The sequence below is a fragment of the Pseudomonas sp. R1-7 genome (assembly GCF_051132105.1).
In the GTDB taxonomy this organism is placed as follows: domain Bacteria; phylum Pseudomonadota; class Gammaproteobacteria; order Pseudomonadales; family Pseudomonadaceae; genus Aquipseudomonas.
In genome coordinates this window covers 5222689-5244506 of the sequence record NZ_CP071661.1, presented here as the reverse complement: position 1 = coordinate 5244506, position 21818 = coordinate 5222689, and the positions used below count along the sequence as shown (strand labels likewise).

At 59.9% G+C, this 21818-nt stretch carries 20 protein-coding genes; 11 read left to right on the top strand and 9 right to left on the bottom strand.

The annotated features are described in order from the left end of the window. Nucleotides 1-13 precede the first annotated feature (13 nt). The 9 genes from J3P79_RS23600 to cyoD all read left to right on the top strand — a co-directional run bounded on the left by J3P79_RS23600 (nt 14) and on the right by cyoD (nt 7722). A complete protein-coding gene (locus J3P79_RS23600) occupies nt 14-442 on the top strand; it encodes a DUF350 domain-containing protein (protein ID WP_039594246.1) in 429 nt (142 codons plus the stop codon). Between the two features lie 19 nt (nt 443-461). Continuing rightward, on the top strand, nt 462-1163 hold the full coding sequence (locus tag J3P79_RS23595; protein WP_434606031.1) for a DUF1190 domain-containing protein: 702 nt from the start codon (nt 462-464) through the stop codon (nt 1161-1163). Between the two features lie 12 nt (nt 1164-1175). Beyond that, a complete protein-coding gene (locus J3P79_RS23590) occupies nt 1176-2333 on the top strand; it encodes a glutathionylspermidine synthase family protein (protein ID WP_434606029.1) in 1158 nt (385 codons plus the stop codon). A 228-nt stretch (nt 2334-2561) separates the two neighbouring features. Beyond that, nucleotides 2562-3449, top strand: coding sequence for an MBL fold metallo-hydrolase (locus J3P79_RS23585; RefSeq protein ID WP_434606027.1), 888 nt, complete (start codon nt 2562-2564; stop codon nt 3447-3449). Nucleotides 3450-3609: 160 nt separating this feature from the next. Beyond that, nucleotides 3610-3852 (top strand): YdcH family protein, encoded by a 243-nt coding sequence (locus J3P79_RS23580; RefSeq protein WP_434606025.1) that lies wholly within the window; start codon nt 3610-3612, stop codon nt 3850-3852. Between the two features lie 14 nt (nt 3853-3866). Further along, nucleotides 3867-4799 (top strand): ubiquinol oxidase subunit II, encoded by a 933-nt coding sequence (gene cyoA / locus J3P79_RS23575; protein WP_434606023.1) that lies wholly within the window; start codon nt 3867-3869, stop codon nt 4797-4799. Between the two features lie 3 nt (nt 4800-4802). After that, complete coding sequence (cyoB, locus tag J3P79_RS23570) at nt 4803-6776, top strand: cytochrome o ubiquinol oxidase subunit I (protein ID WP_434606021.1); 1974 nt, start codon at nt 4803-4805, stop codon at nt 6774-6776. Nucleotides 6777-6778: 2 nt separating this feature from the next. Continuing rightward, entirely contained in the window at nt 6779-7393 is a 615-nt protein-coding gene (gene cyoC, locus J3P79_RS23565; protein WP_434606019.1) for a cytochrome o ubiquinol oxidase subunit III, read from the top strand. Then, nucleotides 7393-7722 carry a cytochrome o ubiquinol oxidase subunit IV gene (gene cyoD, locus J3P79_RS23560; RefSeq protein WP_434606018.1) on the top strand — a complete coding sequence of 110 codons (330 nt, stop codon included), beginning with the start codon at nt 7393-7395 and terminating at the stop codon, nt 7720-7722. Before cyoC ends, cyoD begins: the two co-directional genes overlap by 1 nt. Before the next feature lie 137 nt (nt 7723-7859). Here cyoD and J3P79_RS23555 read toward each other — a convergent pair whose 3' ends face one another. From J3P79_RS23555 to J3P79_RS23530, 6 genes are read right to left on the bottom strand one after another with little or no spacing between them, the layout of a single operon-like run. Continuing rightward, nucleotides 7860-8792, bottom strand: a complete 933-nt coding sequence (locus J3P79_RS23555) for a phosphatidate cytidylyltransferase (protein ID WP_039594237.1) — start codon at nt 8790-8792, stop codon at nt 7860-7862. Nucleotide 8793: 1 nt separating this feature from the next. Further along, a complete protein-coding gene (locus tag J3P79_RS23550; protein WP_434606016.1) occupies nt 8794-9414 on the bottom strand; it encodes a lysophospholipid acyltransferase family protein in 621 nt (206 codons plus the stop codon). Between the two features lie 9 nt (nt 9415-9423). Continuing rightward, a complete protein-coding gene (locus J3P79_RS23545; RefSeq protein ID WP_434606014.1) occupies nt 9424-9879 on the bottom strand; it encodes a hypothetical protein in 456 nt (151 codons plus the stop codon). Continuing rightward, nucleotides 9876-11213, bottom strand: a complete 1338-nt coding sequence (locus J3P79_RS23540) for a phosphatase PAP2/dual specificity phosphatase family protein (protein WP_434606012.1) — start codon at nt 11211-11213, stop codon at nt 9876-9878. The genes J3P79_RS23545 and J3P79_RS23540 overlap by 4 nt, the downstream gene beginning before the upstream one ends. Further along, nucleotides 11213-12970, bottom strand: coding sequence for a bifunctional alpha/beta hydrolase/class I SAM-dependent methyltransferase (locus tag J3P79_RS23535; protein ID WP_434606010.1), 1758 nt, complete (start codon nt 12968-12970; stop codon nt 11213-11215). The genes J3P79_RS23540 and J3P79_RS23535 overlap by 1 nt, the downstream gene beginning before the upstream one ends. Before the next feature lie 10 nt (nt 12971-12980). Continuing rightward, nucleotides 12981-13604: a CDP-alcohol phosphatidyltransferase family protein gene (locus tag J3P79_RS23530; RefSeq protein ID WP_434606008.1), complete on the bottom strand. Its 624-nt coding sequence runs from the start codon at nt 13602-13604 to the stop codon at nt 12981-12983. 156 nt (nt 13605-13760) lie between these two features. Between J3P79_RS23530 and J3P79_RS23525 the strand changes: the two genes are divergently transcribed. Further along, the gene (locus tag J3P79_RS23525) at nt 13761-14219 is read left to right on the top strand and encodes a GNAT family N-acetyltransferase (protein WP_434606006.1); all 459 of its coding nucleotides are present in this window, start codon (nt 13761-13763) and stop codon (nt 14217-14219) included. A gap of 14 nt (nt 14220-14233) precedes the next feature. Here the strand turns inward: J3P79_RS23525 and J3P79_RS23520 are convergent, their stop codons facing one another. Further along, entirely contained in the window at nt 14234-14470 is a 237-nt protein-coding gene (locus J3P79_RS23520; RefSeq protein WP_045157348.1) for a hypothetical protein, read from the bottom strand. Nucleotides 14471-15002: 532 nt separating this feature from the next. Here J3P79_RS23520 and J3P79_RS23515 point away from each other — a divergent pair. After that, the gene (locus J3P79_RS23515) at nt 15003-15362 is read left to right on the top strand and encodes a DUF6124 family protein (RefSeq protein WP_434606004.1); all 360 of its coding nucleotides are present in this window, start codon (nt 15003-15005) and stop codon (nt 15360-15362) included. Between the two features lie 1083 nt (nt 15363-16445). Here the strand turns inward: J3P79_RS23515 and J3P79_RS23510 are convergent. Both J3P79_RS23510 and J3P79_RS23505 read right to left on the bottom strand, forming a co-directional pair. Further along, a complete protein-coding gene (locus tag J3P79_RS23510; protein ID WP_434606002.1) occupies nt 16446-16865 on the bottom strand; it encodes a DUF6896 domain-containing protein in 420 nt (139 codons plus the stop codon). Continuing rightward, entirely contained in the window at nt 16862-21649 is a 4788-nt protein-coding gene (locus J3P79_RS23505) for an RHS repeat-associated core domain-containing protein (protein WP_434606000.1), read from the bottom strand. The genes J3P79_RS23510 and J3P79_RS23505 overlap by 4 nt, the downstream gene beginning before the upstream one ends. Between the last annotated feature and the right edge of the window lie 169 nt (nt 21650-21818).

The following is a 21818-nucleotide window of genomic DNA, read 5'->3' as shown; positions in this document are numbered from 1 at the left end:
AAGGAAGAAGTCCATGCTTGAAGCGCTCTCCATTTCCCTGAACAAAGCCGCCGTGCTTGGCTTTGTCATGTACATCCTCGGCGCCGCCGTGTTGTTCGCGCTGTTCCAGTTCATCTACACCCGCGTCACACCGCACCGGGAATTCGAACTGATTCGTTCGGGCAACGTGGCGGCGGCCATCGCCCTGGGCGGCGCCGTCATCGGTTTCGCCATTCCGGCCAGCAATGTGATTGCCTACTCGATCAACATGCTGGACTTCATCGTCTGGGCGGTGATCGCCGCGGTCGTTCAGTTGCTGGCGTTCCTGATGACCAGCCTGGTCCTCAAGGGGGCTTCGGCGCGCATCAAGAACGGTGAAATCGCCGCAGGTATCTATATCGCTGCCGTGGCCATCAGCGTCGGCATGTTGAACGCCGCGTGCATGACGCCTTCCACGAACTGATCGCGCCACGGAGATCCCGATGAAACGAAGCAAGTACGTCCAGCTTTCGCTGGCTGCGTCGGTCGCCCTGGCGATATCTGGCTGCGGGCCAACGGAAAAAACCTACAAGTTGCAGAAAAAGTACAACTTCCAGTCCGTCCAGCAATGTGTCGATGAAAAGCTTCCGGTGGACATTTGCGCCGACGCCTACATGACCGCCATGGCCGAGCACCGTCGCATCGCGCCGACGTACGCCAGCCAGGCGGATTGCGATGCCGACTTTGTCCCGGACTGGTGCCAGCAGGACTCGAGCGGCCAGTTCATCCCCAAGCTGGGTGGTTTCGAGCTCAGCGCCGATGGCGAAGTCACGCAGTCCCAGGTCGATGCCGCCCGGGCCCAATTGCCGGCGTCGGAAGCGAACGTCGGTGGTTCAGGCTTCGGCAACCTGCTGACCGGCATGCTGATCGGCAACATGCTGAGCGGCAACCGCAACAGCTATTACTCCGAGCCGGTCTACCGCTACCGCGACGATCGGGGCAACTTCGGCTCCTCGACGCTCAGCCAGCGGGTATCGAGGGGCTCGACCTTCAACAAGTCCAACCAGGCGCGGTACGGCAGCTACACCGAGTCCATCAAGACCAGCAAGCCAATGTCCGTCGCGTCCTCCACGTCTCGCGGTGGCTTCGGCAGCAAGTCCAGCGCCCGCAGCGGATGGGGCGGTTCGAGCAGCTCCGGCGGTTGAGGAACCAGCGTCATGAAGAAGATCCAGTGCGCAGAGCGTCCTGACTGGAAGCAGACCGCCGAGCAGCTCGGCTTTCTGTTCCACACCATCGACGACGAGCCCTATTGGGACGAAAGCGCGTACTACCAATTCACCCTCAAGCAAATCGAGGATGACCTGGAAGACCCGACCACCGAGATCCATGAGATGTGCATGGACCTCGTGGCCCGCGTGGTCCAGAGCGAAGAATTGCTGGAGCGCCTGAGTATTCCGGCGCCGTTCTTCGACCTGGTTCGCACGTCATGGCTGGAAGGCCACCCGCACCTGTATGGGCGCATGGATTTCTCCTACAACGGCAGCGGTCCCGCCAAACTGTTGGAGCTCAACTACGACACGCCGACCAGCCTCTATGAGGCGGCGGCGTTCCAGTGGGGCTGGCTGGAGCAATGCATCGAGCGTGGTGTGCTGCCGGCCCATGCCGATCAGTTCAACAGCATCGACACCAAGCTGCACCAGGCCTTTGCCCAGTTGCAGCTCAAGGAACCGTTCTACTTCGCCTCGATGAAAGGCTCGGTGGAAGACAAGGGCACCACGGATTACTTGCGGCTGATCGCGGAAAAGGTCGGCATCGAATCGCGGCACATCGATGTCGAAGACATCGGCCTCAACAGTGACGGGCGTTTTGTCGATCTGGAAGAGCGCTGGATTCCGCACCTGTTCAAGCTGCATGCCTGGGAATTCATCTTCCACGAGCCGTTTGGCGCTGCGATAGCCCAATGCGATACGCAGTTTTTCGAACCGGCGTGGAAGTCGATCATCTCCAACAAAGGCATTCTGCCGCTGTTGTGGGAATTCAACAAAGGCCACCCGAACCTGCTCGCCGCTCACCTCGACACCGACACCAGCAAAGCGGTGCCCAAGGGCTGGGTGCGCAAGCCGTTCTTTTCCCGGGAAGGCGCCAATATAGAGCTGCAGACCGCTGATGGTTTGATCGTCAAAGAGGACGGCCCCTATACCGATGCGCCGTTCATCCTGCAGGAGTTCGCGCCACTGCCTCGCTTTGGCGACAGTTACACCCTGATCGGTTCCTGGGTCATTGGCGACCAGGCCGCCGGTATCGGGGTGCGGGAAGACAATAGCCTGATCACCAAGGATTCGAGCCGGTTCCTGCCGCACTTGATCCTCGATTGATCCCTCTAACACCGAACCCCTTGTGGGAGCGAGCTTGCTCGCGATAGCGGTGGACCAGTCGATATCCATGTGACTGACCGGCCGCCATCGCGAGCAAGCTCGCTCCCACAGGGTATCTTTTCCCGGGCATAGCCACCGCCTGTCGCCTTCGCGGAATTGCGCCTGTCGCGTTCCTGTCGATTTCTTAGAGTCTGGAAATCGACGCGCCATTCGTGACAGGAGGCCCACATGCATATCCACCACCTGAACTGCGGTTGCATGTGCCCGGTGGGCGGGAAGTTGTTCGATGGCTACAGTCGGGGACTGACGGCGTGCCTGGTGTGTCATTGCCTGTTGATTGAAACCGACAGCAACGGCCTGGTCCTGGTGGACACCGGTTTTGGTCAGCGCGATGTGCAGACCCCCGAGCGGTTGAGTCGATTTTTCCGGGCGTTCAATAACATCAAGTTCGAACATCGCCTTACTGCATTGGAACAAGTGCGGCGGCTAGGCTTCGATGCCAATGACGTTCGGCATATTCTCCTGACCCATCTGGATTTCGATCACGCCGGTGGGCTCCAGGATTTTCCCCAGGCCCGGGTTCACGTGATGCGCGACGAAATGGCGGCGGCGCGCTCCGCCGACAGTTGGATCAGCCGCCGGCGGTTCCAGGCACGCCAGTGGCAGGGCGTCGACAATTGGGAGTTTTATGCGCCGGACGGCGACACCTGGTTCGGTTTCGATTCGGTGCGGGCGCTGATCGGGGCCGAAGAAGAGGACATTTTCCTGGTGCCGCTCCAAGGCCATACGGCTGGGCATGCCGGCATTGCCGTGCGCACGTCCGACGGTTGGCTGCTGCATGCCGGCGACGCGTATTTCTTCCACGATGAAGTCCATCAAACCGAGCGCCACTGTCCGCCGGGGCTGAAGTTCTATCAATACATGATGGACACCTACCGTTCGGCGCGGATGCGCAATCAAGATCGCCTGCGGGAACTGGCGCGGGTTCAAAACGGGCACGTCGAAATCTTCTGCAGCCACGATGCCACGGAGTGGGAAAAGGCAATGCTTCAGTCACGCACGGTCCGGGTTGATTCCTCGGCGATGCCTTCGGCCGCAGGTAAGCAATCCTCCTGATTCGGCCTGCTACATAACCGTTTTCCCTTTGCCCACGTCTCGTGGGCTTTTTTTTGTTCGCGATGCCGTTCGTCACCGTTTCCAGATGTTTCTCTCAACTTAGCCGAGGGGGCTAATTCTAAAAATCGTGTACCCCAACCACACTGTAAAGGAGAAGGCCATGCCTGCTTCTCATGATCTTTATCAGGATTTGAATTGCAGTAAAGAAACGGTCCAACAACGTCGCCAGCAGGATCCGGAACTTGATCGCCTGCTCGATGAGTACATGGATCTGGATAACCAAGTGTTGGCCGCCGAATCCATTTCAGCGGGCAATGTCGAGGATGACGACCTGCGCAAACTCAAGGAGCAGCGCCTGTCGATCAAAGACAAGATCACTCGGCAACTGGCAAGCAACCCATAAGCGAAGCACAAGACATGCGAACTCGACTGCCTTGTTACTTATCAAGGTTGTTGCTGGTCGGCGGGATGCTGTTGCTCGGCGGTTGCGACATGGTGTTGTTCAATCCCAAGGGACAGGTCGGCGTCGATCAACGCAACTTGATCATTCTCTCGACGCTGTTGATGTTGCTGGTAGTCGTGCCGGTCATCGTCATGGCGTTCGTCTTTTCCGTGAAGTACCGCGCCTCCAATACAAAGGCGAAGTACACGCCGGAGTGGGCGCATTCGCGCAAGATCGAAGCGGTGGTCTGGGGCGTGCCGCTGGTGATCATCATCATTCTCGGCGTGGTCACTTGGAAGTCGACCCATGCGCTGGACCCTTACCGGCCGCTGGATTCCGACGTGAAGCCGCTGGTGGTGCAGGTCATTGCGGCGGATTGGAAATGGGTCTTCATCTACCCGGAACTGGGCATCGCCTCGGTCAATGAGTTGGCGATGCCGCTGGACACTCCAGTGAACTTTCGCGTGACGTCCGATGGTGCGATGACCTCGTTTTTCATTCCGGCGCTGGGCGGGCAGATCTATGCCATGGCCGGCATGCAGACCCAACTGCACCTGATCGCCAACGAGGCCGGGGAATACCGGGGCATCGCCGCCAACTACAACGGCCCGGGGTTCTCCGACATGCATTTCCAAACCCTGGCCACCGATGTGGCGGGCTTCGACAAGTGGGTTGCCAACGTGCGCGCAGGACAAGGGCGGTTGGATAAGGACAGCTACGCCCGACTCGCCCGGCCCACGGTCAAGCACCCGGTGGAGCATTACGCCTCGGTCCAGCCGGACTTGTTCCAGAGCATCATCGATAAATACGAAGGCATGAACCGTTCCCGTGAAGTCGAGCATCGCATGGAGCACATGCAGAGCAGCATCGAATCACCCGTCGGGGCTCATCGGAAAGCGCAGGAGTAAGGCATGTTTGGAAAACTGACGCTAGAGGCGATCCCGACGGATGAGCCGATCATCATGTGGACCCTTGCGGTGGTGGGGCTGATCGCCCTGGCTGGCATGGGCGCCATCACCTACTACCGCAAATGGACGTATCTGTGGAAAGAATGGTTTACCTCGGTGGACCACAAGCGCATCGGCGTGATGTACATCGCCGTCGGCCTGGTGATGCTGCTGCGCGGCTTTTCCGACGCGATCATGATGCGCACGCAACAGGCGATGGCGTCCGACGGTTCGCCCGGCTACCTGCCACCGGAACACTACGATCAGATCTTCACCGCCCATGGCGTCATCATGATCTTCTTCATGGCGATGCCATTGGTGGTGGGGCTGATGAACATCGTCGTGCCCTTGCAGATTGGTGCCCGGGACGTGGCGTTTCCGTTCCTCAATGCATTGAGTTTCTGGCTGTTCGTCGCCGGGGCGATGTTGGTGAACATTTCCCTGGCGGTCGGTGAGTTCGCCCGTACCGGTTGGGTCGCTTATCCGCCGTTATCGGGGCTTTCCTATAGCCCCGGGGTCGGGGTGGACTATTACATCTGGTCATTGCAGATATCCGGGGTCGGGACGCTGCTCACCGGGGTGAATTTCTTCGTCACGATCCTGAAAATGCGTACACCCGGCATGACGCTTTTCCGCATGCCGGTGTTCACCTGGACGGTGCTGTGCACGGCGGTGCTGATCCTGGCGTCGTTCCCGATCCTTACCGCGACGCTGTTCATGCTCAGCCTCGACCGTTACCTGGACATGCACTTCTTTACTAACGAACTCGGCGGCAACCCGATGATGTACGTCAACCTCATCTGGGCGTGGGGCCACCCGGAGGTGTACATCCTGATCCTGCCGGCGTTCGGCATCTTCTCCGAGGTGGCGTCGACCTTCAGCCGCAAGCGCCTGTTCGGCTATCACTCGCTGGTGTGGGCGACGATCGTCATTACCATCCTGTCGTTCATCGTCTGGGTGCACCACTTCTTCACCATGGGCTCGGGGGCGAACGTCAACGCGTTCTTCGGCATCATGACCATGATCATCGCCGTGCCCACCGGGGTGAAGATATTCACTTGGCTGTTCACCATGTACCGCGGGCGGGTGCGCTTTGAAACGCCAATGCTGTGGACGGTGGGCTTTATCGTCACGTTCAGCATCGGGGGCATGACCGGCGTCCTGCTGGCGGTCCCCGGGGCGGATTTCCTATTGCACAACAGCCTGTTCCTGATCGCCCACTTCCATAACGTGATCATCGGCGGCGCCGTGTTCGGCTACCTGTGCGGCCTGACCTACTGGTTCCCCAAGGCCTTCGGCTTCAAGCTTCACGACCGCTTGGGCCGGGCGGCGTTCTGGTGCTGGATCATCGGCTTCTACTTCGCCTTCATGCCGTCGTACTTTCTTGGCTTCATGGGCATGACCCGGCGTTTGAACCATTTCAACGTTCCCGAATGGGAGCCGTGGCTGCTGGCGGAGTTGCTGGGCGTGGGCATCATTCTCTGCGGTGTGGTCTGCCAGATCCTGCAGATCTACTTCAGCATCCGCCAGCGTCACCAGAACCGCGACCTGACGGGCGACCCTTGGGATGGCCGCACGCTGGAGTGGTCAACTGCCTCACCGCCGCCGTTCTACAACTTTGCGCAACAACCGGTGGTGGAGGGCATCGACGCCTATTGGGGCATGAAGGAGCGTGGCCAGGAGACCGCCGTCGAAGCTGACTTCCAAGCCATCCACATGCCGCGCAACACCGCGATGGGGATGGTCATCAGCCTGTTCAGCCTGATCATGTGCTTTGCCCTGGTGTGGCATATCTGGTGGCTGGCGATCGTCGGGCTGGTCGCGACCATCGGCGGCGTGATCTGGCGCAGCGCCGATGACGACATCGATTACTACGTCCCCGCCGAAGAGGTGGCGCGCATCGAAAATCAACGCATCAAGATGTTGGCGGAGGCTTGATCATGTCCAATCTCGTCCAGCCAAACGCCACCGCGCCGGAATCCGAACACGGGCACTCGGACGCCAGCTCCATGACCCTGTTCGGGTTCTGGATCTACTTGATGACCGACTGCATTTTGTTCGCAACGCTGTTCGCGACCTATGCGGTGCTCGGGCAAAGCGTTGCCGGAGGCCCTGGCGCCGCCGACATTTTCGAGCTGCCCTACGTACTCACGGAAACCTTCATCCTGTTGTTCAGCAGCATTACCTACGGTTTCGCCATGCTCGCGCTGAGTGCCGGCCAGAAGCAGAAGGTGCTGGCTTGGCTCGGCCTGACGTTCGTCCTCGGCCTGGCGTTTATCGGCATGGAAATCCATGAGTTCCAGAAGCTCATCGCCGAAGGCTACGGCCCGAACCGCAGCGCCTTTCTCACGGGGTTCTTCACGTTGGTGGGCACTCACGGCCTGCACGTCGCCACCGGCCTGCTGTGGATGGCGGTCGTGATGTTCCAGGTCCAACGCAAAGGCCTGACCACCGTCAACGCCACCCGCATGGGCTGCCTGAGCCTGTTCTGGCACTTCCTCGACGTGGTGTGGATCTGCGTGTTTACCGTGGTCTATCTGTTTGGAGTGATGTAATGAGCAGTCATCAGAGCGGCGTCGATGCCGGCCACGGCAGCGCAAAATCCTACCTCACCGGGTTCGTTCTGTCGGTCATCCTCACCGTCATTCCCTTCGCCCTGGTGATGTATCCCACACTGCCCAAGCCAATGACGGCGGCAATCGTGGCGATCTTCGCGGTAATCCAGATCGTCGTGCACCTGGTCTACTTCCTGCACCTGGACTTCTCGCCGCAGCAGCGCTGGAACGTGACGGCGCTGGCGTTCTCGGCGGTGGTGATTGCGCTGCTGGTGGGGCTGTCGCTGTGGATCATGTACAGCGTGCACCACAATATGTTGGCGCATTGAATATGCACCGCAGACCGCTCTTGTGGCGAGGGAGCTTGCTCCCGCTGGGGCGCGGAGCGGCCCTAGAATCTTGGGGCTGCTGCGCACCCCAGCGGGAGCAAGCTCCCTCGCCACAGGTAAGCGGTATGTCAGTTACTTCAAGTCCACCAATACCGAACCAGGTGAAAGAAGATTGGCGCGGCGAAGCACACCGAGTCCAGGCGGTCGAGCATGCCGCCGTGGCCTTCGATCATGTGGCCCCAATCCTTGACGCCGCGGTCGCGCTTGATGGCCGACATGACGATGCCACCAGCAAACCCCAACAGGTTGATCAGCAAGGCGATGAGGAACGACTGCCACGGATTGAACGGCGTGATCCACCACAGCGCGCCGCCGATCAGCGAGGCCAGGAAAATGCCGCCGACAAAACCTTCCACAGTCTTCGAAGGTGACAGGTTCGGCGCGATCTTGTGCTTGCCGAACAGCTTGCCGCAGACGTACTGCAGCACATCCGAGAGTTGCACCACGATCACCAGGTAGGCGATCAGCAACAGGTTGCGGCCTTCAAAACCAGCGATGTCCAGCGTTAGCAGGGCGGGCACGAAGGAGATGCAGAACACCGCGATCATCAAGCCCCATTGCACTTTCGAAGCACGCTCCAGGAAGTGCGTGCTGTCGCCGCCCAGCGACGCCAGGATCGGCAGCAGCAGGAACACGTACACCGGAATGAAGATCGAGAACAGGCCGTACCAGTCGTAGTAGATCAACAGGTATTGCAGCGGCAACGCCAGGTAGAACGCCGCCACGAGGGCAGGGTAGTCACTGCGCCGGGTCGGCGTCAGGGTCAGGAATTCGCGCAAGGCGTAGAACGACACGGCATAGAACAGCAGGATCACCGCCGCGTTGCCGAGCCAGAACGCGATGCCGATCACCAGCACCATGATCCACCAGGCGTTGATCCGCGCGTTGAGGTTCTCGATGACCGAGTTCGGCGCGCCTTTGGTCCGCAGTTTAAGAATGAAACCGATCAACGAAGCCAGCAGCAGAATCGCGCCGATCCCGCCAAACAACATCAAGGTATATCGATCCATGTCAGACGTGCTCCGGGGCCAGTGCCAGCAACGCGGCGCGGCTGCGTTCTAGAAATTGCTCTTTGTTTTCGCCTTCTTCGATGCACAGCGGCGCGCCGAAACTGGTGGTGCACAGCAGCGGCAAGGGCAATACGCGGCCCTTGGGCATGACGCGGTTGAGGTTGGCGATCCACACCGGGATCACCTCCACCTCGGGATGGCTTTTCATCAAGTGGTAGATCCCGCTCTTGAACGGCAGCAGGCCTTCGTCCGGGTTGCGGGTGCCCTCGGGGAAGATGATCAGCGAGTCGCCGTTTTCCAGCGCGTCGAGCATTGGCTGCAATGGATTGTAGGAAGGATCCTTGCGCTCGCGATCCACCAGCACGCCGTTGAACACCCGGTTGATGATGTAGCGACGCATCGGGCTGGTTTGCCAATAATCGGCCCCGGCGACCGGGCGGGTGAGCTTGCGCAGCGCCGGCGGCAGCGAGGCCCAGAGCAACACGAAGTCACCGTGGCTGCTGTGATTGGCGAAGTAGATCCGCTGCACCGGCGTCGGCGCGCAGCCGAGCCACAGGCTGCGAGCGCCGGTGACCATGCGCGCGGCGGAGGTGATGAGGTTGGCGACCACGGGTTCGAACATGAGGATTCCTTATCCTGAATAGGCTAGCCAGGGACTGGCCAGGATGAAGCCCACCGTCAACAGCGCTTGCGCAGTCACCAGCAAGGCTTGGCGGCGAAGCAGGCGCATGGAGCCGTGACTGCGCTCGGGCCATGACCGCCCGCCACGCTCGGCTGGTTGCAGGCCGAGATTGGCGAGGGCCGCGTCCAGGGCCTGGGTGCGTTCGGTCAGCGGCTTGCCGGCATCCGCGACGATATGAAACAGATCGGCATCAAAGGCCACGCGAAACGCCAGGTATTTCTCCTGCATGCCGAGGACGAATACGCCGAAGCTCAGCATAAGCAGCCACGGATCGATGCTGCCCACGAGCCATTGGCCCAGGCCGATCAACGCCGCCAGCAGGGTCAGGCCGGTAGAGAGCTGGTCCAGCGAATGACCACGGCGCAACAAGCTCGCCACGGTGTGGAGCTCGATGTCACTGCTCATGACCATTGCCCGTACCCTGCGGATATTTGCTCCAATGCCTGGCGATGAGCCGGATGCAGCACGACACGTGGGCGCACACGCTGGATCTGCGCAATGGCTGCGTCGACGCTGTCAGCACGGCCAGTGCTTAGCAACCATGCCGCCACAGCGGTGGCGCTGCGCGAATAACCCAAGGCGCAGCAGACCAGCACCGGTCCGTGCTGGCGCAGTTGCTCGATTTTCTGCGCGGCTTCCAGGCATTGCTCGGCGGTCGGTGCGGTCAGGTCGAGTACCGGCACGGTGCGATAGGCGATTGCCGTGCTGTCCATGGACAACTCGGCGCACAGGTCGAGTACCGCCCTGACCGGACTGTCCTTCAGTGCAGCCGATGTAGGAATCCGCCCGAGCCAGACATCATCCATGATCTGATCCGGCTGCGGGTGCTTGTGCGTCCACAGGCGGGAATTGATCCATGCCGCCGCCAGATAAGGCGCCAGGATCCAGCGCACCGCCGGGCTCAGCCGACCGTCTTCGCGTTTCTGGAACCCGCTCGCGCCGAACAGAAGATAATTCAGCGCCACCATCAGCACCGCCACTGCTGGCCAGATCAGCCAGAGCCACGCGCCACCGAAGGCAAACGCCGGGATAAACATCGCCGCGGCGCCCAAGCCATAACGCAAGGCCAAGCGCCGACGGGCCGGATCTGCCGTCAGTCGCGCACTGAACAGCGGACTCGGCCGGTCCAGCGGCCACAACCAGACACACAACCACCCGGCCAGCGCGCCAGTCGGCACGTCGACAAAATGATGTTGATACGTAGTCAGCACCGACACGCCAATCAACGCGAACCAGCCGTGCATCAACCAACGCCAGACGCCTTGCAGGTGGCGCTCATAACAAACCCAGAGCACCACCAGCAGCGCGATGTGCAGCGACGGCGCCTGGTTGAACGGCTTGTCGAAGCCGGCCAGCACATCGAACATCCAACCGAACACCCCATCCATCTCCGGTCGGGGGAAAGTGAACGTCAGCGGCCAGAGCAGGAAACAACTGACCGCGATCGCCTGGGCCGTGAGCAGGCGCAAGGCATGGCGCTTGAGTTCGTCGCGGCTGTTGGGCAGCAGCAGGGACAGGCCGTACAACAAGTCGATCGACCAGTACGGCACGATGGTCCAGGCCATGAACGGCATGTGGCTTTCCCAGTCGAACACCAGGCTGCCGACGTCGTCACGCTGGGCCGTGACCCAGGTGGCGAAGCCGTACGTGGTGAAAAACAGCGGCGCCAGCAACAGCAGCCACAGCAACGCCGGTTTCAGCAACGCGGGTTCGCGGGCCGGAGCGATGACGGCGCTCATTACTGAACCCGCTGTGCCAGCGAAACGCTGAAAATGCCCCACTCATCGACCCGCAGGGTGATCTTGCGGAAACCTGCCGCCTCGACCAATTGGTCCATTTCCGCCTGGGTGCGCCGACGCATCACCCAGGCCTGGCCGGCGCGGTGGCTGGTCAGGGCGCGGGCGATCAGTTCCAGTTGCGGGTGCCATGGCTGGCCGGTGTAGACCAGGAAGCCGCCGGGCTCCACCGCTTCGGCCAGGCCGGCGAGGGAGCCACCGACCATCTGGTTGTCGGCAAACAATTCATACAGGCCGGAGACCACGGCGAGGGTTGGTTTCGGTTCGAGCGCCGCCAGGTCCTGACGGTCGAACGCATCACCTTTGACGAATCGTGCGATGTCGCCGAGGCCTTTCTCAAGGATCAGCGCACTGCCGTCGCGCACGTTGATGTCGCTGTAGTCGCGCAACAGGATCGACTCCGGCAACGGGCTGACGCCTTGCAGCGCTTCCAGAATGTAGCGGCCATGACCGGCGGCGATGTCGACGATGCGTACCTCGCGGTCCTGAGCGCGCAACTCGGCCATCGCCAGGCGCAGCAACTCTTCGACGTGCACCTTGCGCTGGCGAATGCCGCGCCAGCCGATGGAGTTCAAGTAGTTCTGGTCGATCATCTTGCCCAGGGCCGAGGTGCCGGTGGGGCGATTGCGGTAGACGTAATCCAGGGTGCTGCCGGAGTCGAAGCCGGTGTCGAAGCCCAGCTTCACCCCGGCCGACAGTTTGCTGCCGAAACGCATGCTGGCGCGGGTCATGCGCCAGTAGAGATCGCGCAACGAGTTGTGCGGCAGCGGCGTCGCCAGGGTTTCGGCTTCGGCGCAGGTCACGCCGAGGCGATCGGCGTCCAGCAGGGAAGGGCGCTCCAGCGGACGGGCGAAATTCTGCAGGATGAAGCGGCGCGCGCTGGCGATGGCTGGCGCACGGTTTTTCTCGCCGAGGGTGTCGTGGAAGAAGCCCGGCAGGATGTGCTTCTCCTTGTGCAGGCTGCCCAGCCGCTCGAAGAACTGCTCTTGGGGTTTGCGATGCACCACGAAGTCGGAACCGGAAATCAGCAACTGCGTCGGCACCTGGATCGCCTGGGCATCGGCTACAACCCGGTCGGCGGCTTCGTACAGGCCCAGCAGCACATTCACCGAAATCGCCTTGGTGATCAGTGGATCGCTGTCGTAGGACGCGACGCGCTCCGGGTCATGGCTGAGGAACTTGGCCTTGACGTAACTGTTGACGAAGAAGTTGCCACGGAACTTGCGCATCAGCGCCAGGCCCGGACGGGCAAACGGCACGTAGAGCTTGACCTTGAAGGCCGGCGACGCCAGCACCAGCGAGCTAATGCGCGGCGCGTAGTCGTGGACCCAAGTGGAGGCGATCACCGCGCCGACGCTTTGTGCGATTACGGCGATGTTCTGTTCGTCGATCTGGTGTGCCGCGCCGATGTGATCGCAGAAGGTCTGCACGTCACGGGCGCTGGTGGCGAAACTCGGGCTGTCGCCCCGCTCGCCAGGCGACTGGCCATGGCCGCGTGCGTCCCAGGCGAAAAACTCGAACCCGGGCAAATCCAGCTCATCCACCAAGTGCGCGATGCGCCCGGAGTGCTCATGGCCTCGGTGAAACAACAACACGGCCTGACGGGGTTCACCCGCCGTGGCCTCGACAGCCGGCCAGTGCCGGTAGAACAACTCCACGCCGTCATGGGTGGTGAACGTCAGTTCCTGGGCTTCGCGCATTGCAATTTCCTTATGCTGAGGGAGCGTTTTCCGTCACTTGGCTCAGGCCATGGCGGACCCGATTGACCAAGGTATAAACCAGCAGGGCGGCAACCACCGCCATCACACCATCAACCCACAGCGCCCCGAGCCAACCCAGGGCAATACCGGTCGCCAGCACGCCCAAGACAAAGGCGCGATCACTCTTGCCCATCGGCCCGTCATAGCGCCGCGAAGCCCCGACCATCGCCCCCAGCACACCGGCGTATTCGCTGAACAACGCCAACAGCGTGACCAACAACACGAGCAACAGGCTGGTATCGGGAAACAGGGCAAAAGGAAGGATCAAGGCAGCGTCGGCGATGATATCGCATAGCTCGTTGAGGTAGGCGCCCAGATTCGATTGCTGGCCGAACTCCCGCGCCAGCATGCCATCTACCGCATTCAACGCCATGCGCAGGAACATCCACACCGGCACCAGGATGAACACCCACGGATGACTGGCGAACCACGCGATCACCGCCCCCACCAGCACGGAAACGACGCCCGCGAGCAAGGTCACCTGGTTGGCGGTGACGCCGTTGTTGTAAAGGCGCTGTACGGTGGGGCGAAGCAGATTCTGGAAGGCGGGCTTGAGCTGATAGATGGAAGGCATATGGACTGGGATCTCGGCCGGATTCGGGGCAGGGCTTGTGCAGATGCGAGATTACGATAGGTTGAGGCTTTGCTGGTGGGTATTTGCTGGGAATGCGCGTGGGTAGGCATCTGCGCCGTATACGCGGTGAAAAAGGACTACAGAAGGACGGTAAAAATGCTGCGAGTGGATTGGCTCCTCAATCACATGGATAAATGCAACCTGATGGCCGAATGGCTTTATCGGGAATTCACCTACGAATTCGCCCACCAATCACTCGGCCACTGGCAGGAGGAGTTCTCGGCCGGGCAGCGCGATGGCCGCTGGAAGTGCCTGGTCGCCCTGGAACACGACCAATTGCTGGGCGGCGCCTCGCTGGCGCATGACGACCTGCCCGACCGCCCCGACCTCGGCCCCTGGCTCGCCTGCGTATTCGTCCACCCGGGCGCCCGACGCCGAGGCCTCGCCGCGCAATTGATCGAAGGTATCTGCAACCATGCCAAGGAATCTGGCTTCGCGACGTTGTACCTGCACACCCACAGTGAACGGGATTACTACGCCAAGCTTGACTGGGAAGTGCTGGAGCGCTTCGAGGCGTGGGGCAGGGAGCAGTGGCTCATGTCGCGGCGTTTATAGTCACGGTATGAAGCTTAACCCCCTGCGCGCAATGGACCGCCCACCGGGACGTACTCGACCGGTGCTTCCCCGGGCAGATTTTTTATAGGGTCTTCGGCGTAACCGTAGCCTTCCTCCTTCAGATTGATCGAATGCACGCTGTGCTCACGGGCAGTGCTGTCGGTGAGCTTGGTAAACAGACGGTGATCGGCGGGCAGGGTGAAGCGATCGCCGGGGTGGAGTTGGGCGAAGGTGAGGGTCGGGTGGTTCATGGCGGCGGGCTCCGTCTCGGGGTTGGTTTCTCTAAAGTTGAGAGGGAGCGTTGGGATTGGGTTCCGTTTTTTTGGTTATCGGCGTAATGGCCGGCTCGAAGCACGGCTTCGGCCTTTAGGTGATCCCTTGTGGGAGCGAGCTTGCTCGCGATGGCGGTGTGTCAGTCGAGAGTGACCCGACTGACCTGACAGACCCTATCTCGATAATCCACAGAGGTGACAGCTTGCCGACACCGCCTTGCGCCTTTGCCTACAACTACGCCAGAATCCGCCGGCTTGTGCGCCTGGGCCCACGCCGGTAGCTTGAATCCCGTCACTGCTCATCAGTGATCGGGTTTAGCAGCTCGTGGTGAAACAGGTTGTGCAAGGCGTCATCCAGTCAGGAATTCTTCATCCTGTACTTGATGGTGGCTGTGCGCAGGGCGTCCCCGGACGCGCCGGTTTCTTGTTTCCCCGGTCTGCTAACCTGCGTACAGCTGCCTCCCTCGTTTAGCAGCGAGTGGGTGATAGCTCCAAAACAGGAAGCAAGATAATGGCAAAAGTTACTCCGAATCCTCCGGACGCAGACGAGCACGTCTCCCGCGCCCAGTCCGCTCGCAACAAGAAAATCGACGACGCAGCGACGCGGGCGTTGGATTACTACCTGAAGCCCAAGCCTAAGGGCGCAACGTCTGACAAGACTGACTCCATTTTTCGGATTGATCCCGACGTTAATTCTGAGTGTTTGCTTGCGAATCTGAGTGAGAACTTGGCTTCGGCTAATGCAATGATCAGCGATTTGGCGTTTGACCTGGATGGGTCAAGGCGGCATGTTGCGTTGGGGATTTTGCAGGTGATTGAGGTGAGTGAACTGTTGGCGAATCGGGCGTTGGATATTGTTGAGGTGAGGTAGGGTGGGGACGTACCTACCCTTCAAATGAAAAAAGGTCTTGCTTGGCAAGGCCTTTTTTTCGTCCGTCTCATGCCCATTAAGGAATGTAAAGTGGCGCTGGCTGGCAGTAACGATAAAAGCAGCCGATATCAGCTTTAGAAGCTAAGTTGTAGGAACGCCCATCTGCTCATAAAAAGGATGCGTGGGAAATACCACCAAAAAAAATAGTATTTTATAATTACCAGGAGCAATAGTCCGAACCCTAATGACGCAATCCATACGCAATTGGGTATGGTTATGTTGGAGTTTTGCAGTCCCTCTGGATCATGCTCTAGATAGTTTATTGCTGCTTGTGCCTTTAATAAGCAATAAAAATTTAAGATGGCAGTTATTAGCGGAAATAAATATTGTGCGCCGGCGCCATAGGGGGCCAGGAAGGAATAAACCGTTAAGGTCCACGAAAATATCAGTCCGCTTGCGAGTAGTCGCGGGCTCCATTTGTATGGTTTTTCGTGCCTTTTTAGCTGCTGATCAATTTTTCTGAATAAGGAGTGCATGAAAAATATTCCCAAGAAAGTGCGAGTCAGAGGGAAAATTATTGTGTTGGTCGCGGCTTGGTATGTTTTCCAATTTTTGTATACCCAGTAAAAAAAATAGAGCTCGAACGTGAGCCAGTACATTACGGTTAATTTGTTTGTGGAGACTATGTAAAAGCTTGGTTTTGTTCTGGTAAACATTGGCTGGCAGGTGTCTGGTTTTTCTTTTATATATATGGTCATGTGGGGCGCTTTGATTAATCGATTTTTGGTACCGAGTGTCGGTAGGTCGTTGGTGGGCACATCTTCGATATCGATGCAACCTAGCTACGCTCCTCCTACGATCGCGGCGGGCTGGCAATTCCTCTAGGAGGCTTTCGCCCATTTATTTAAAGCCTGTCTTTTAAACTTTTCTCAGAATTGGTTTTTGCATCGCTGAGGGTTCGATATTGATAGCGCGGCCACGCGTTCAGATGCTCGGTATCACCTGCATATTATTGGGTGGAGAAGTGCCTTGCTTGGCAAAGTCTTTTGGAATGAACTTCTCCAGCTATCGTTGTGTGATCCTTCAATTGTTTTTCGATAAGCAATAGAGGCCGCTTCGGTCCTCGGGCATTGGTTCAAATCGACCTGATGCGACATATTCCCGAAAATCCAGCTCCAGAACTTCTTGGCTTTGATACCTAGGGTATTTTTTTGGCAGCTCGGTGGCATAAAGATAAAGGCGCCATACATCAAAACCATCTATTCTGCCGCCTGGGCCGTAATCGAAATTTACGAGTACATGCGGTAGATTCACAGCACACCCTGCACCGTGAAGTTCGTAGGTTATTTTTTCCTTTACAATCCCGCAGCGTTTTATTTTTCCGCTGCGCCATAGCCGTAAAATAGACCGTGAGCCAAACTTCTCTTCGAGCAAAGAAGTGGCTTCATCGACGCTTGAGAGGAAGTCAAGAGCTAGCTCCCCTAGGTTTTCTTTATCTTTCATCTTCTACGCTGCTCCAGTCGATCAAAACCAACACTTCTTGCCGAGTCGATAACGTCATCAATGCTATTTGATGTGGTTTTGTGGCCAGCAATGTCTTTGATAAGCATCAAGGTGACCTTGGTTCCTGTTTGTCTTGCAGCGGCGGCTCGATGATGACCATCCAAAATATATAGATTGCCGTTATGCTCGGCGACCTCAACAGGGAAACTGTCATCGTAACCACTCTTGCGCATATTGTTAGAGAGAGTCTCTACTATTTTTCTCGACGTCTTGCCTGATATTGCATGTGTTCGGTTCAGCAATGTTGGGTCAACATTTCGAATAACAGGAGGCGAAGTCTCCCCCTCATCCACCCCAACCTTAGCCGTCGGATCCTGCTCACCAACCGCCGGCCTCTTACACCCGTCCCCCCCAGGGCAGTCGTCCAACCCCAACGGATCAACCCACCCCGTCGGGTTCAGGGTGTACCGGTACCCGTTGAGCCCGCCCTTGAGCTTGCTCGGATCGAGCGTCAAATACCGCCCCGTCTCCGGATTGTAGTACCGGTGCCGGTTGTAGTGCAGGCCGCTTTCCCGGTCGTGGTATTGGCCTTGGAAACGCAGCGGTTGTTCCAGGCGCTTGCCGTCGCCGTGGCGCAGTTCGGTGAGTTTGCCGTAACCGTTGTAGCGCGCGGACCAGACGATTTCGCCTTGGTGGCTGGTCAGTTCTTGGGGCGTGCCGAGGTGGTCATTGTGGTAGTGGAACGGCGTGGCGTTGTCCGGGCCTTCGCCTTCGAGTAGGGCCAATGGGCGGAAGGTGCCGGGTTCGTAGATGTAGCTTTGGTAGTGGCGATCGCTGCTTTCGGCGATGACTTGATCGCCTTGCCAGATAAATTCCGTGGTGTGGCCGGCCACGGTCTTTTCGATGCGTCGGCCGAAGGCGTCGTAGCGGTAGGACGTTTCGCTGCCGTCCGGGCTGGTGACGCCGATGAGGCGGTGTTGGCTGTCGTAGCGGTAGTGCGTGACGAGGCATTGGGCCTTGCCGCGGCGTTCGCGGATGAGGTTGCCGTAGGCGTCGTAGTCGTAGTGGCGGTCACCCTCCATGAGCAGGCGGTTGCCCTTGAGGGTGGTCGGGCCGGGGCGGTCTTGCAGCAGCAGGTTGCCGGCCGGGTCGTGGGCGAAGCGTTCGGGGCCTTGGCTGTGGGCATAGTCGATGCGGAGCAGTCGATCTTGCGTGTCGTACTGGTAGCTGCGGCGGTTTCGATTGTCGGAAAGCGCGGCGAGGTTGCCGTTGGCGCTGTAGGAATAATCGCGCCATAACAACTGATGTTGCTGGGTCTGCCAGACGGTTTGGGCCTTGAGGCGACCCTGTTCGTCGTAGCGGTAGTCGCTGAGCAGCAGCCCCTGCTGGCGTTGGGTTTCGCGGTCGCCCTTGAAGCGGTGTTCGGTCAGGCAGGTGCCGTTGAGGTCGATGGCGATCAGCGCGCCGCCGTGGGCGTGGCGGTAGTCGAGGGTGCTGCGGTCGGGCAGTCGGCAGTGGATCAGCCGGCCAACGCTGTCGTAGCGATAACGCAGGGTCGCCCAGCCTTGGTGTTCGGCGATTAAACGATCTTGGTTGTCGTATTCGTAGGCCAGCGGCCAATGGCCGTCGTCGACGCTGACCAAACGTCCGAGGGCGTCGTAGCGGTAATCGACAGCCTCGCCGTCCGGCAAGGTCTTGCGCAGCAGGCGGCCGGCGCTGTCGCGTTGGTAGGCGGTGATCAGTTGGCTGCCATCGGCGCCAAACTCGGTTTTTTCCAGCAGGTGGCCGTTGAGGTCGTAGGCGTAGCCGGTGCGCTGGCCGTCGAAGCCGGTTTCCTGTCGGATCAGTCCGTTGGGCGTGTAGTCCAGCCGATAGTGTTCGCCGGATTCGTTCTCGATGTCGGTCAGCAACAGCCGCGCCGAGTCGTAGCGATATTTGACTTCGCTGCCGTCGGGGTTGAGGCGGCGGCTGATCAGGTGCAGGTCGTCGGCGTATTCGTAGCGGGTGGTGCGCCCCAGTTCGTCCTGCTCGGCGATGACCTTGCCGTAGGCGTTGTAGCGCCAGGCGCGGGTGGCGCCACCGGGCAAGGTGGTTTGCAGCAAGCGGCCCACGGCGTCCCATTGGTAACGGGTAATGGCGCCGTGTTCGTCCTGGCGGGTCAGCAAACGCCCGAGGGCGTCGTAGGAAAAACACCGCTGGCTACCGTCGGGCAGGGTTTCTTCCGTCAACTGGCCCAGGGGGTTGCGCACAAAATAATGGGCGCTGGCGTCCGGGTAGCTGATGGTTTTCAGTTGCCCTTGGCCGTCGTAGTGATACCAGGTGCTTTGGCCGTCCGGGTCGATGGCCTCGATGACGTCGCCCTGGTCATTGCGGCGGTAGGTCCACACGGCTTTGCCGCGTTGCCGAGCGTGCAGGAAGCCGTTGCGGTACTCGTAGGACGTGGGCTCGTCTTCAGGCGGAATCAGCGCCACCAGCCGTCCGACTTCGTCGTAGCGGTATTCAGTGACGGCGCCGAGCGGGTCTTGCTCGGCGATCAGCCGGCCCTGTTCGTCATAAGCCTTGAGGTGTTCACCGCCGGCGGGATCGACCTGGCGCACCAGTCGCGCGCGGTCGTCGTGGACGTAGACTTCCTCGCTGCCATCGAGGTTATGGACGGTGACGCTGCCGTCCTCGCCCCAGGTGTAGCGGCTGTCCATCTGCGCGAACGACGCCCAGTGCCGCACGCAGCGGGCCGCCGGACCGAGGCCTTGCCACTCCCAGTAAAAACTCGCCCCGCCGGCCAGTTGCCGCTGGAGGATGACGTGCTGGTCGTCGTAGTCGTAGCGCTCGCTTTCGCCTGCGGCGTTGGTCGCTTCGATGAGTCGGAAACGGCCGTCGTAGCGGTAGGAAACCAGAGTTTGTTCAGTGCGCCAGCTTTCGTCGCGGGTCGGTGCCGGGTGAAAACTCTGGTAGTCGATGGCGACCAGGTGGCGGTGTTCGTAGCGCAAGCGCAGGCACCGTCCGGCGCCGTTGTGCAGGCGGCTGATGTCACCGTAGATGTTGCGCTGGACGGTCAGGCGGTTGTCGTACCGATCGCTCAGGCCGATCAGACAACCGTCGCGAAAGTGTAGGAAAGGCGCCTCTTCGCCGGGCTGGGCGATGATCAGTTCGTCCGGCTCGTCGCTCAGGTAGATCGCCGCGCGGGCCAGGCTGTTGTGGATCGCCGGGCGTTGCAGGCTGGGCCGGGGGAAAGTGGTGCGACGGTTTTCCTGGTCGAGCCAGATGACCTGCTCGCCTTCGATCACCAGGCGATGGGCCAGGGCATGGCTCCAACCGCGACCGAGGCCGATGTCCAACTCGGCGGCGCTGCTGCGATAGAGGCGGGTGAAGGTAAACGGCAGGCGTCCGTCGAGGGTGCCGTCTTCCAGGCTCAGCAGTTCTTCGCCGGTGACCATCGACACCGGGCAGCCGTTGGTGCGGGTCTGGGCGGCATTGTCCGCGGGGTCGCCATTGGGGTTTGTCGATTGGGTGGAGGCGTCGTCGTGGTGTTCTTGTTTGCTCAGCCGAGTAGAGGGCTGGGATTTTTCCCGCACGATGGCGGCCGGGTTGCTGACCGACAGTGGTGGGGAATCCCCTGTGGTGATGTGCAACGGTGTGACGGGAGCGGGGCCCACGGACGGTCCCCGACCGCTGACTACTAGCGGTTTCAGTGCGTCGGCATGTTTGTCGAGGCTGTCGCTACCCAGTTGCCCCAGGCGTTGGCTCGACGCCTGCAACCACTCTCGCGCTCGTTCCGAGCGAATCAAGCGCAGCGCCTTGCCGCTCAAGCGCAGACCTATGCCCAGACCGCCGGTGGCAACCGTCAGAATGAAATTGATCAGCACCGAGGCGCGCATTTCGCCCATGACTTCGGCGACATACTGCGGCGGCAACATCTGCAGCCAACTGGTGAAGGCCGCCGTGTAGACAAAGAGTAAGGGCTCGTCGCTCAAGATCATCATGACCTTGGCGATCGCCTGCGATGAAGCGCCCACCAATTGCTCGAGTTCGACCTCGGTGAGGTACTCCAGCAACTTTTCACTGTTGGCCTGCAGGTCCGCCAACAGATTGAAAATCTGTTTGACGTTGTCCCAGAGCCCATAGACGACTCTTTCAAATCCGCGCTGCTCGGCTTCTTGCAACACGTTAAAACGCTTCACGAATCCGCTTTCGGAGAACGCTTCCCACAGCGGTTGAAACTCGTTCCACTCGGCTTTCAGCCAACCTTCGAGTTCGCCGATCACAAGGTGGTAGGAGGCGTACAGCGCCTTCACATGATCGGTCGTGACATCAGGGAAAAAGGTGATGCGGTAACGCTGGCCGCGATCGCATTCGGGGATCTCCAGGATGCCGCTGGGGCCGATGACGTGACGGACTGGCTCGCCAAATATTTCTTTTCCCGGCTCGCCCCCGACGATCGGCTCCAGCATCACCGGCGTATCGCCAATCGGCACGAAGCGTGAGGACTGAAACATGTGCACCAGCGTCAGCGGGCCTTGGACGGGGCATGCCGCCACTACGGCGCTGACCTGCCTGCCGCCATTTTTCGCTGGTGCGAGCGACACCTCGTTGCCCACCTTGAACATCTGCTCGATGTCCAACGCCCGCCCCGTCCAGAAACGTTCCGCCCAACTGTCGTAATCGTTCAGGCAGTGGCGAAAGTCCTGCAACACCGCCTCGACATCCGGCTGGTCCGAGTCCATGAGCGCCATCACCAACGAACCAATGACGTTGCCCTGCGCAAGGATTTTGTCGTTGATGGACATGTAGGCGTCTCGCAGCGGTGTAGTGGGCGCGAGACTTTGCCGGGGATGGCCGGAGAAATAAGTCAGGGAAGGAGGCAGTGTCTGTAGGGCAAATCTGTAATTGACCCTGCGCAGGCAAGAAGCTCACACGTGGCAAGTTACCAAGGCGTCCAGCCATTAAAAAAACCAC